The following is a 12,705-nucleotide window of genomic DNA, read 5'->3' as shown; positions in this document are numbered from 1 at the left end:
CAACCTCACTTAAAAATGCGTTCTATCAGAGCGCATTTTTTAAGCTTGTGCATGGATAGTTTCGTATTTATGTCAACTTTTGATTATCATAAGCACAACAGGAGAGCTTCAATGAAAAAGATTTTGGTGGTGACTGCAGTGCTTGCATTAATGGGTTGTGCAGAAAAGAAACCCTTAACCCCTGAAGAACAATGGCAAGGCTATTGCCGAAGTGTTGGCAATGCTGCGCGTACCATCATGCTAGATCGTCAAAATGCGATTGAAAAAGAACGTGCCATTGAGCATGCCAATAAAATTGAAGATGACATTACCCGTAATTTTATCTCAGAGATTATTGAGCAAGTATATGCATTACCACTTGAAGAAATTAATGGTGATGTTGATGCGGCACGTGAAAAAGTCCGTACGCAATTTACTGAAAAATGTATCGCGACCCCGCATGATAAAATGCCTGATTACAAACCGTTCTAAAAGAACGGTTTTTTTATGAATTAAAATTGAAATATGTTTTGTACCTCTATATCTTTTATCAAAAATAGCCTAAGTAAATAAAACGTCTAAAACTAAAATAAATAACAAATAAATTGTGACAAGTTCTAAATCTTAAAACTGGCAAAGCTTATCTTTTTCATGAATAATTAAAAAGATAACAAAAACAGTAGGAGCGCATAATGGAAGTGGTTGCTTACCTGCATAATGCAGATTTGCTCTTAGAAGATGAACAAGGTGTCGCAGTGATTGGCGGCAGTCATTATGTTTTAAGTTTAGGTGATCGGGTGTATTTACGTCAGCAAATTGATGCACCTGCAAAGATATATCAAGTTCAAATTTCGTTTACCAGTGCAGAACATTGCATGCTGCATGAAGATGAAATTCAACTCAAGTTTGAAGGTAGTCGTGAACAATTACAGCACTATCTTCAAGCTACGACAGTACACTAAGGTGGAATATCATTCATTCATTAGAACAGGCAACATGAGCGTTGCCTTTTTTACGAGTTAAACTTTAGGCGAAAAGTTAGTGTACATACAGACAAAGTTAAAATTAAGTCGTGTTTTGCCTGTAAATTGAACAATATGCGCATCATTTAGTTATAAAATAATGGGCATCACAAAGAAACACTCTAGTTGCATTAACTTTTAACCTGAAGTTTAGTAAAATTTTGCAGTCCATATTGTTTGTGATGCTTTAAAAGCAGGAATTCACAAATAATTTTTTAAAAAAGAGGAATAACACCGTGCTAGAAGCTTACCGCCAACACGTTGAAGAACGTGCCGCACTCGGAGTCCCACCGAAGCCACTTGATGATGTGCAAACAGCTGCATTAGTTGAATTATTAAAAAATCCACCAGCAGGCGAAGAAGCTTATTTGGTTGATTTGATTGAAAACCGTGTACCTGCAGGTGTTGACCAAGCGGCATACGTTAAAGCTGCTTTCTTAGCTGCTGTAGCAAAAGGTGAAGCAACCTCTCCACTCGTTTCTAAAGAACGTGCAGTTTACTTACTAGGCACAATGCTTGGTGGTTATAACGTAGCACCTTTAGTAGAGCTTTTAGACAATGCTGAATTGGCTGGCTTAGCAGCTGAAGCATTGAAAAATACTTTGCTTGTATTTGATGCGTTCCATGACGTAGCAGACAAAGCAAAAGCAGGTAACGAAAACGCGAAAGCAGTTTTACAATCTTGGGCTGATGCTGAATGGTTCACTAGCCGTAAAGATGTACCTGAAGAAATCAAACTTACAGTGTTTAAAGTTACTGGCGAAACCAACACTGACGACTTGTCACCTGCACAAGACGCATGGAGTCGTCCAGACATTCCATTGCACGCAAATGCAATGTTGAAAAACGTACGTGATGGCATCAACCCAGAAGTTCCTGGTGAAGTTGGTCCATTAAACCAAATCAAAGACCTTATCGCGAAAGGCAACCAAGTTGCTTACGTGGGTGACGTTGTTGGTACAGGTTCTTCTCGTAAGTCTGCAACTAACTCTGTACTTTGGTTCTTCGGTGATGAAATCGCGCACATTCCAAACAAAAAAGATGGCGGCTACTGCTTAGGCGGTAAAATTGCGCCAATCTTCTTTAACACAATGGAAGATGCGGGTGCTTTACCAGTAGAAATCGACGTTTCTAACATGAACATGGGTGATGAAATCACGCTTAAAATCGACCATGCTGCTGCTAAAGTAACAGCGTTCAAAGACGGCGCACAAATCGCTGAATCTGAACTTAAAACTCCAGTGCTTCTAGACGAAGTACGTGCAGGCGGTCGTATTAACTTGATCGTTGGTCGTGGTTTGACAGCTAAAGCGCGTGAAGCTTTAGGTCTTGCACCATCTACTTTGTTCCGTACTCCAGTACAACCTGAAAACACAGGCAAAGGCTTCACTCAAGCTCAAAAAATGGTAGGTCGCGCTTGTGGTCTTCCAGAAGGTCAAGGTGTTCGTCCAGGTACTTACTGCGAACCTAAGATGACTACTGTTGGTTCTCAAGATACAACAGGTCCAATGACACGTGACGAATTAAAAGATTTAGCTTGTTTAGGTTTCTCTGCAGACTTAGTAATGCAATCTTTCTGTCACACAGCTGCGTATCCAAAACCAGTTGACGTTCAAATGCAACACACGCTTCCTGACTTCATCATGAACCGTGGTGGTGTTTCTTTACGTCCAAGTGATGGTATTATCCACTCTTGGTTAAACCGTATGCTTCTTCCAGATACAGTAGGTACTGGTGGTGACTCGCATACTCGTTTCCCAATTGGTATTTCTTTCCCAGCGGGTTCTGGTCTTGTAGCGTTCGCTGCAGCAACTGGTGTTATGCCACTTGACATGCCTGAGTCTGTACTTGTGAAGTTCAAAGGTAAAATGCAGCCTGGTATCACTTTACGTGACCTTGTACATGCGATTCCTTACTACGCAATTAAAGAAGGTGACTTAACTGTAGAGAAGAAAGGTAAGAAAAACATCTTCTCTGGTCGTATCTTAGAAATCGACTTAACAGAAATGGAAACTGACTTAACAGTTGAACAAGCATTTGAATTGTCTGATGCTTCTGCTGAGCGTTCAGCTGCAGGTTGTTCTATCACACTTTCTGAAGAGAAAGTTGCTGAATACCTTCGTTCAAACATCACCATGCTTAAGTGGATGATTTCTGAAGGTTATGGCGATGCGCGTACTATGGCTCGTCGTGTTGAGAACATGGAAAAATGGTTAGCGAACCCATCACTTCTTAAAGCTGATGCTGACGCTGAATACACTAAAGTGTATGAAATTGACCTTGCAGACATCAAAGAACCAATCCTTTGCTGCCCGAACGATCCAGATGATGCAAAACTTCTTTCTGACGTTCAAGGTGACAAAATTGATGAAGTGTTCATCGGTTCTTGTATGACAAACATCGGCCACTTCCGTGCTGCTGGTAAGTTATTAGACAAAGTTCCTGGTGGTTCTTTATCTACTCGTCTATGGTTAGCGCCTCCAACTCGTATGGACGAGCGTCAACTTATGGAAGAAGGCTTCTACAACACTTATGGTAAAGCGGGTGCGCGTACAGAAATGCCAGGTTGTTCATTATGTATGGGTAACCAAGCACGTGTAGCACCGAACACAACTGTAGTATCTACTTCTACACGTAACTTCCCGAACCGTTTAGGTCAAGGTGCAAACGTTTACTTAGCTTCTGCTGAGCTTGCATCTGTTGCAGCGGTACTTGGTAAGTTACCAACACCAGAAGAATACCAACAGTACGCTTCTCAAATCGACAGCATGTCTGCTGACATCTACAAGTACTTGAACTTTGACCAGATGGAAAGCTACACAGACGCTGCTGCGAATGTAGACACCAAGAAAATTGCTGCTGCTCAGTTGACCTAAGTTAGGAAAAGCAAACGCAAGAGCAAATCTATGATTTGTTCGAGTGTTGAGCGATAAGCAAGATCAAATAAGGGCTGATTATTCAGCCCTTATTTTTATGTGTAAAATTTCAATCTAATAATGAATGACATTTAAAACAGCATAGATTGTGATATTTCAGCTTGCCTAGCTGATTTTAAAAATAGGGGCGTAAGCTATGAAATAAATTAGGATTTAACTTATTAAAACAATATAAATTTGCCTATCAATACCGTTCGTCATAAAATAATGTAAACTGCGTCACAAAATATAATGGATTAATGCTGGGCAGAGTAAAACTTGAAGTGCGACATAAACCACCTAATTAATTTAAAGGGTTTATGGAGTATATAAAATTGTCATACCATCATCTTAACTTTGAAGATCGTACTGCATTAATGCTTGAGTCAAGAAAAGAAGGCTTTTCACCCAGAAAATTTGCTGAACTTATTAAAAGACATCCTAGTACGATCTATCGTGAACTTAAAAGAAATAGCATCAATGACGTTTATCAAGCTCAATATGCTTCTGATAACACCTTCGCTAGACGTAGACGTGGTCATAGAAAACTCAAAATCGATTCAATCCTCTGGAAATTTATTGTTGAAGCGATCCGTTGTTTATGGTCTCCTCAGCAAATAGCAAAGCGTTTAAAGAGATTTCCTGATTTGGATCAAACAATGAATGTAAGCCATACAACGATTTATTCAACTATACGAGCATTACCAAAGGGTGAGCTGAAAAAAGACTTACTATCCTGTCTGCGTCATGAAAATAAAAAGCGAAAAGCTAACGGTGAACCTAAAAAAGATTCTATATTACAGGATATTAAAACTATTCATGAGCGCCCAGCCGAAGTTCAAGAAAGAAAAATACCGGGTCATTGGGAAGCCGATTTAATTAAAGGTAAAGACAATAAAAGTTCGATAGCAACACTTATTGAACGAAATACACGGCTCTGTATCTTGGCAACATTACCTGATGCAAAGGCAGAATCAGTGCGCAAGGCTTTAACTGAAGCTCTGAAATATTTACCCGCAGAACTGCGTAAAACATTGACCTATGACCGTGGACGTGAGATGTCAGAACATAAAATTCTCGAAGAAGATTTAGGCATAGATGTATATTTCTGTGACCCACATTCGCCATGGCAGAAAGGCACATGCGAAAATATGAATGGTTTAATTAGGCAGTATTTACCTAAAGGGATTGATTTAAACCAGGCAGATCAGCATTATTTAAATCAAGTTGCCATGTCACTGAATACTCGCCCTAGAAAAGCGTTAGATTGGCTTACACCATTAGAGAAATTTGCTCAGCTTGTTGATTATCATAAGGCTTTTGAAACTGTCGCACCTCATGTTTGAATTCGCCCTGGTATTCAATTTTAATTATAATTTTTGGTAAAAACTTTATTGAAATGAACTGCTTAGTTTTAATTTTAATGAAATTGGATATTTTTTAATAACTTACTATAATGATTGTAAAATTATGTAATTAAAATGTGTCATATTATTAATGCATTGACCAATTAAAAAAATTTTGCGTCTCTCTTTAAATATGAAACTGGGTTGTTTTTATGAATTTAATAGAAACAGTTTTTGACTTTAAAGCGCTTTCAATGCAGCAGCAATCGTATTTTTTTGAAAAAATTTATCAATTCGATCAAAAAATCTTTCCAAATTCTAGTTTAGAAGAATTTAAAGCCTTTGTTTATGACCCCGATGCAATCGCAGTCACGGTTATTCAATATCATGATCGAGATCAAGTGGTTGGGCAAAATGTTATTCCTTTTATTTTGATTCATTATAATGAACAGCCTATGCATGTGGTCAATTCACGAGCGGGTTTTTTGTCTGAATATCAAAAACAAAATTTGACGATTCCAAGTGCAGTCAAAGCCATGTTGAATCGACGCTTAAAAAATCCATTTATTCCATTGTGGTTTGTGATTAGCATTAATCAACCGAAGATTTATTCTTTGTTTGCTTCGCGTTCTAAAAGTTTTTTCCCAAGAGTCGGGAAAACTATGCCTAAGGAATATCATGAAGTTTTGCAGCTTATGGCGGCACGGTATCCTGAAATTCAAAAGCGCGGTGAAGGCGTATATGTGCATGAAACTCATTCTCCAGCACGAAGTTTTGAGCAACTGATGCATTTGAGAATTCCGCAAGATGTACATTCCAATTTCTTTTTGCAGCACGCGCCTGATTATTTTGATGGTTGGGGCATTATGTGTATTTGTAAATTAGACGGTAAAACTTTATCTGAAACGGCACTCAATTTAGCACTAAACAGAAAAGTGGATTAGGTGCTTATCACATCGAAAAACTGTAATCCTCTGTACGTATCCTGTTGACTCTATACTGCAGTAGATGATGAATTTGGGCAGTGATGGGGTGTAACCATCATCTTCACCAAAGTTTTATTGAGTGAAATAATGATCTTGATGTTTGCAGTTGCGACAAAATAAGGACACATAATTTTCTGCGTCATAATCGACAGTCAGTTCATCCGATCCGCAGTGCATACAGCGTTTAAGTGAATAAAATTTAAGTCGTGCTTCAATTTTTCGCCAAGAACGCCACACAGGTTGAAAGAAAATCCTTTCGTCATAACCCAAAAAGCGGAAGAATAAAATTTCGCTCATATAGCTGAAAGGCAAATTAGGCGGGCGTGGCAGGGTAGAGGTCTCCCATTTTTCAGCCACTGACCGTTCTCGGTATTGCTGCACAGTCTTTTTCAGTAAATTGGTATTAATAAAGTTTTCATTACGCGGTTTGAGTGCTTTTTGTTGGTATAAAAATTCCAAAGCAGTTTGCACCAAGTAATAAATTTGCCCAACCGCCAAGACATCTAAAAGTCGGTAGCAAAAGCTCTGAAAACTATGGTTGCCCGCAATTTGTATTCCCCAAGTCCGACAATAAAATTGCATAAACTGCACAATCTCTTGATACAGCAATAAATACAGCGCATCTTTGACTTCATCTGCTGTTTTGAACGGTGTGCCCATACTCAGATTTTCATAAAACCAATAACGTAATTGTTGTGCAATGCTGAATAAGCTTGGTTCAGAATAACCATCTAAACGGACATTGATATAATATTGCTGCGCATTTTCCGCAAAATCTTTGGCAATTAATATTTGCTCTTTTAGCAAATGTTTGATCATGCCGTGCTGGAAAAAATAGTTGGGGGTAATATTTAAATACTTGATTTTTTCCCAATCTATAAATTCTTCATGTGGAATATGTTCCTGTGCATGCTGATCTAAAATACTCAATAAAAATAATTTATCTATAAAACGCAGCTGATTTAATTCGCGTTCAGGTGCATCCTGTTTTTTGAATTTTTGTTGTTCTTGCAAGCGGGTTTCCGCCATGATTTTTTTGCGTTGTTGGGTACAGCTTGCGCAATGACAGTTTTGTTGTTGGCTATTTTGAAAGATGCGATGTTCACAATGACTACATTGGTGAAAATTTAATTCCTGCTCATATTGTTCTGCTTCTACCCAATACATAGATGCCTGACACAAAGGGCATAATGTGCTTTCATCTAATTGTTTTTGCAGAATTTGTAGCATTGTGAAATAGAAGCTCAAGTAAATCGTGATATGTCATTATACATGGCTTGTGTACTGAAAAGTGGAAGCTTCTGTGCTTTTGATCATCATCAAAATTAGCCTGTGTTGGTCGTATTTGAAGTGAAGTTGCATATCAAAATATTAAATTTACGCGTAATAGCAATACAGGTATTGATTTAAACAGTCTGCTTTTATGTTACTTGTACAGGATTAATCCAGATAGGATTGAAAAGCTTGGGTTGAGCGCCCATATAAATCAGCATTGTTGAATAAGACTGAAATAGATTGTGCGCAGACAGATGTTGAAAGTTGTCGTATGATCATTGCAACTTTACAAAAACAAGCGCATCGCCACAAAGAATGAGGACAAGATGAATATTGCAGCAAATCCTATGGTTGAAGCCAGCCAAACTATCTATTTAAAAGACTATCAAAAACCTTCATTCTTGGTAGATGCTGTAGAGCTAGATATTCAAGTCTATGCAGATTACACCCAAGTGGGTGCAACATTGAAAATGCAGCGTCAGACTGCAGGCGATTTGGTGTTATTGGGCCGTGATTTAGAATTGAAATCTATTATTTTGAATGGCACGGAATTATCGGAAAGTGACTATCAATTAGATAGTGAGCAGCTTCGCATTGCAAATGCACCTGATCAAGTCACGTTAGAAACCATCGTGATCATTCATCCTGAAAGCAATACGCAACTTGAAGGCTTATATCAGGCAAGTTCTGATTTATTTGTTACCCAAAACGAGCCTGAAGGTTTCCGTAAAATTACCTTCTATCCTGACCGCCCAGACGTATTGTCGGTATTTACCACACGTGTTGAAGCCGATAAAAAATATCCTGTGTTATTGGCAAACGGCAACTTGTTAGAAACAGGTGAAGCAGGCGAAGGTCGTCATTATGCGATTTGGCAAGACCCGACCAAAAAGCCAAGCTATTTATTTGCTTGTGTGATTGGCGATTTGGCAGTCATGAAAGACCATTATGTGACATCTGAAGGGCGTAATGTTGCACTGGAAATTTATGCAGAAGAAAAAGACATTCCAAAATGCAAAATTGCTATGCAAGCGTTAAAACATTCGATGCGTTGGGATGAAGAACACTATGGTCTGCCGTATGATTTAGATAATTATATGATTGTGGCGACCAGTGCCTTCAATATGGGCGCAATGGAAAATAAAGGTCTGAATATTTTCAATACGTCATGTGTATTGGCCGATGAAGAATACACCACAGATGCCGCAATTATGCGCGTACAGTCCGTGATTGCGCATGAATATTTTCATAACTGGACAGGTAACCGTATTACTTGCCGCGATTGGTTCCAGTTGTGTTTAAAAGAAGGTTTAACGGTGTTCCGTGACCAATCTTTCTCTGAAGATTTACAGTCTGCCGCAGTACAGCGTATTGATGATGTGGCGGTGCTCAAAGCACATCAATTCCCCGAAGATTCTGGCCCGTTATCGCACCCGCCACGTCCAGATCATTTTGTAGAAATTAATAACTTCTATACCGCAACAGTCTATGAAAAAGGTGCGGAAATTAACCGCATGATGTCGACTTTACTCGGTAAAGAAAAATTCCGTAAAGGTAGTGATGAATATTTCCGTCGTCATGATGGACAAGCAGTCACGGTTGAAGATTGGGTCAATGCTTTAAGCGCAGGTTCAGGTGTTGATTTATCTAATTTCCTGACTTGGTACAATCAACCAGGCACACCAAAGCTTGAAGTGCAGGGCGAATACGATGCGGCTGCGCAGGTTTATCGTTTAAATTTAAAACAAAGTCTGAAAAGCAATGCCAAATATCCAAACTTAAAAGCATTGCCTATTCCTGTTGCATTGGCATTGTTCAATGCAGAAACAGGCGAGCAATATATTTTGCAGTCTGAAGCTTTGGTTGAAAACTCAGTAAAAGATGGTGTGTATTTGTTTGATCAGGCACAAGCAAGTATTGAATTTAGCGGTATAACTGCGCATCCCGTTGTTTCTTTATTGCGTAATTTTTCTGCACCTGTGAATTTAGAATTTAACTATTCTAATGATGAATTGGCATTTTTAATGCAGCACGAAACCAATGGCTTTAACCAGTGGCAGGCGACTCAGACTCTATTGGAACGTATTTTATTGGAAGAACATGCAGCAGATACTTATTTGCAAGCCATGAAAAATACAGTACCTGCTTTAATTGAAAAAGATCCTTTGTTGGCATCACGTATTTTTGATGTACCTTCTGAAGGCTATTTGGGCAGCCGTATTGATCAAAATTATCAACCTGAAAAAATTCAGCAACAACGCAATGCGCTGTTAGATACATTGGCGCGCGAACTTGGTGCATTCTGCAAAGAAACCTATTTAAGCCTTGATCCAGACATGCAGCAAGATTTCTCTCAGGCAATGGGTGTACGTGCTTTAAAGAATATCATGTTGGCGTTAATGGCACGTCAGGGCGATGCCAAAGCGTTTGAGCTGGCACAGCAGCAATACCATACCACTCGAAATATGTCTGAGCGTTTAGGGGCATTGCGTGTCTTGGTGTGGAATGATGCACCGCAAGCCAAAGCTGCTTTGGAAGATTTTTATACACGTTTTAAAGATGAAGCTTTAGCACTTGATCAATGGTTTATGGTTCAAGCTTCACATCCAAAAGCGACAGCTGAAACCATTCAGGCTTTAACTGCACATCCTGATTATGATTTGGGTACACCTAACCGTATTCGTTCAGTCAGTGGTGGTTTAAATAGCAACCCTGTGAATACATGGAGTTTTGGTGTTCAGCATTTTATTGACTTAGCCAAGTATTTAGATGAGAAAAACCCAATTGTAGGTTCGCGTTTATTGCAGGTGTTGTCGCGTTGGTACACTTTGGCAGAGCCACAACGTAACCAAGTGCAAGCAGCGTTGCTAAATTTGCAGTCTGTGGTGAAATCTAAAAACGTGGTTGAAACCCTAAATAGTATGTTAGAGGTTTAAGTTAAAAAACTAAAAGCCATTTCATCAATTCGTTGAAATGGCTTTTTTGTGGCTGGAATACATTAAAAATAATCTAGCTTAGTCACAGCGAATTTGATATTCATTTTTATAGTTGGTGTAAGTTTCATTTAATTCAGCAAGTAATTTTTTCTCGTTATATTGCCGATCTTCAGGTTTAGAATTTTTAAGTACAATTGGCATATATTCATGTTTGTAAATCTGCGTATATTCTTCACAAATAATATGTTTGCGCTCATCTGCAGAATAGTTATCTAAATTGCGAAGCAAGATTTCATTCATTTTGGTATTGATGAGATCGAGTTCATCAAACATGCTTGGGGCTTGATCTGACGGTTGGGATGGGGAACAGCCGAAAGTGATAAAGCTACATATCAGAACGTAAACCCACTGCTTCACATTGACCCCAATGATAAAAAATCAAATTTATATTATAGCCTTAAAAGCGTAAAATTTAAGTGAATAGTCAGTTTTATTGGCAGTGAAATCAATTGAATGACAGTGTGTCGATTTTGTGTATTTAGACAATATGGCTGACTTGGGAAATGCAGTTTTATGTGTTAGTTTTGATGAAAATGAATGTTTTTCTGCGCTGAATTTCTGCAGATGAGTATCTAAAAAATCACGAAAAATTGAGGCATGAAATGGCTAAACATTATGACTATTTGGTAATTGGGGCAGGAAGTGGTGGTATTGCTTCGGCCAATCGCGCGGCGCAATATGGTAAAAAATGTGCATTAATTGAAGTTGCAGATTTGGGCGGGACTTGTGTCAATGTGGGGTGTGTGCCTAAAAAAGTGATGTGGTATTCTGCGCAAATCGCCGATGCTATTCAAAAATACGGCCCAGATTATGGTTTTAATACTGAATTAAAATCGCATGATTGGAATACGTTAATTCAAAATCGTCAAGCTTATATTCAGCGTATCCATGCATCGTATCAATCAGGTTTAGCTAAAAACAATGTTGATGTGATTCAGGGCTTTGCTCGTTTTGTAAATGAAAAAACAGTTGAAGTAAATCAGCAGCAATACACTGCAGATCACATTTTAATAGCCACAGGAACTGAGCCAACACGTCCAGATATTGAAGGGGCAGAGCTAGGAATTGATTCAAACGGTTTCTTTGAATTGCAACAATTACCAAAACGCACGGCAATTGTCGGTTCGGGTTATATTGCCGTAGAGTTAGCAGGTGTTTTAAATGGGTTGGGTTCAGAAGTTGGATTGTTTATTCGTAAACAATTGCCGCTGCGTAGTTTAGATCAATTTTTAGGTGAAACATTACTTGAATGTATGCGTGATGAACATATCCAAGTGCATACGCAAGCCATTCCAAAGAAAGTCACTCGCCAAGCGGATCAGTCTTTGTTATTACATCTTGAAGATGGTTCACAGCATGAGGTCGATTGTCTGATTTGGGCAGTTGGACGTAAACCAAATACACAAGCATTGAACTTGGCTGCTGCAAATGTGCAGATTGATGAAAAAGGATATATCGCAGTAGATCAATTCCAAAATACCAGCCAAGCAGGTATTTATGCGGTGGGCGATATTATTGGAAAAATTGAGCTGACACCCGTTGCTGTTGCCGCAGGACGTAAATTGTCTGAACGTTTATTCAATCACAAACCAAATGAATATTTAGATTATCAAAATGTTGCCACGGTGGTCTTTAGTCATCCGCCTATTGGTACGGTGGGGTTAAGTGAAGCGCAAGCCATTGAACAGTTTGGGCAAGATCAGGTCAAAGTCTATCAATCTTCTTTTACCTCAATGTACACGGCTGTAACTCAGCATCGTCAAGTGTCTAAAATGAAATTGGTCTGCGTTGGTGATGAACAGAAAGTCGTGGGCGTGCATGGTATTGGCTATGGCATGGATGAAATTTTGCAAGGTTTTGCAGTCGCGGTCAAAATGGGCGCGACCAAGCAAGATTTTGACAATACTGTCGCAATTCATCCAACTGCTGCAGAAGAATTTGTGACTATGCGCTAATGGAGTAGCGTAGTCGCACACAAAGAGTATGGGTTAAAAAAATCCATACTCTTTTTTATTTTTGAAATTTGTAGATAAAAAATCAGAAGATAAACGTCAGAAAGACGCAGATTCAAATCCCAAGTGCAACACATTTGTAGTTAGTTGAAAAAGTTAGGTGTATTCATAGAATCATTAGACTTTTTCAACTCGCAATTGGAAAGCACACAATGAAGAAATACACCCAACTTT

The 12,705-nt window shown here is 38.8% G+C and carries 9 protein-coding genes; 7 read left to right on the top strand and 2 right to left on the bottom strand.

Annotation, left to right across the window (positions count from 1 at the left end; all coding sequences use genetic code 11):
* The first annotated feature begins 111 nt into the window (after positions 1 to 111).
* The 5 genes from FTU35_RS05625 to FTU35_RS05605 all read left to right on the top strand — a co-directional run bounded on the left by FTU35_RS05625 (position 112) and on the right by FTU35_RS05605 (position 6,206).
* On the top strand, positions 112 to 471 hold the full coding sequence (locus FTU35_RS05625; protein ID WP_104852111.1) for a hypothetical protein: 360 nt from the start codon (positions 112 to 114) through the stop codon (positions 469 to 471).
* Between the two features lie 200 nt (positions 472 to 671).
* Positions 672 to 941: a hypothetical protein gene (locus tag FTU35_RS05620; RefSeq protein ID WP_004973220.1), complete on the top strand. Its 270-nt coding sequence runs from the start codon at positions 672 to 674 to the stop codon at positions 939 to 941.
* Between the two features lie 296 nt (positions 942 to 1,237).
* Positions 1,238 to 3,877: a bifunctional aconitate hydratase 2/2-methylisocitrate dehydratase gene (locus FTU35_RS05615; protein WP_180064574.1), complete on the top strand. Its 2,640-nt coding sequence runs from the start codon at positions 1,238 to 1,240 to the stop codon at positions 3,875 to 3,877.
* 416 nt (positions 3,878 to 4,293) lie between these two features.
* The gene (locus FTU35_RS05610) at positions 4,294 to 5,262 is read left to right on the top strand and encodes an IS30 family transposase (RefSeq protein WP_230245640.1); all 969 of its coding nucleotides are present in this window, start codon (positions 4,294 to 4,296) and stop codon (positions 5,260 to 5,262) included.
* A gap of 212 nt (positions 5,263 to 5,474) precedes the next feature.
* Positions 5,475 to 6,206 carry a hypothetical protein gene (locus FTU35_RS05605; protein ID WP_004973230.1) on the top strand — a complete coding sequence of 244 codons (732 nt, stop codon included), beginning with the start codon at positions 5,475 to 5,477 and terminating at the stop codon, positions 6,204 to 6,206.
* Between the two features lie 114 nt (positions 6,207 to 6,320).
* Here FTU35_RS05605 and FTU35_RS05600 read toward each other — a convergent pair whose 3' ends face one another.
* Positions 6,321 to 7,478, bottom strand: coding sequence for a hypothetical protein (locus FTU35_RS05600; protein WP_004973232.1), 1,158 nt, complete (start codon positions 7,476 to 7,478; stop codon positions 6,321 to 6,323).
* 371 nt (positions 7,479 to 7,849) lie between these two features.
* Here FTU35_RS05600 and pepN point away from each other — a divergent pair, with 371 nt between their 5' ends.
* Positions 7,850 to 10,459, top strand: coding sequence for an aminopeptidase N (pepN, locus tag FTU35_RS05595; protein WP_179988639.1), 2,610 nt, complete (start codon positions 7,850 to 7,852; stop codon positions 10,457 to 10,459).
* A 78-nt stretch (positions 10,460 to 10,537) separates the two neighbouring features.
* Here pepN and FTU35_RS05590 read toward each other — a convergent pair whose 3' ends face one another.
* Positions 10,538 to 10,792 (bottom strand): hypothetical protein, encoded by a 255-nt coding sequence (locus tag FTU35_RS05590; RefSeq protein WP_180064573.1) that lies wholly within the window; start codon positions 10,790 to 10,792, stop codon positions 10,538 to 10,540.
* 329 nt (positions 10,793 to 11,121) lie between these two features.
* On the opposite strand from FTU35_RS05590, the gene gorA reads away from it, so the two are divergent.
* Complete coding sequence (gene gorA, locus FTU35_RS05585) at positions 11,122 to 12,474, top strand: glutathione-disulfide reductase (protein WP_096900890.1); 1,353 nt, start codon at positions 11,122 to 11,124, stop codon at positions 12,472 to 12,474.
* The last annotated feature ends 231 nt before the right edge of the window (positions 12,475 to 12,705 follow it).

Source organism: Acinetobacter sp. YH12095 (assembly GCF_013419245.1).
GTDB classification, from domain to species: Bacteria; Pseudomonadota; Gammaproteobacteria; order Pseudomonadales; family Moraxellaceae; genus Acinetobacter; species Acinetobacter towneri.
This window is presented reverse-complemented; position numbering and strand designations above follow the sequence as displayed.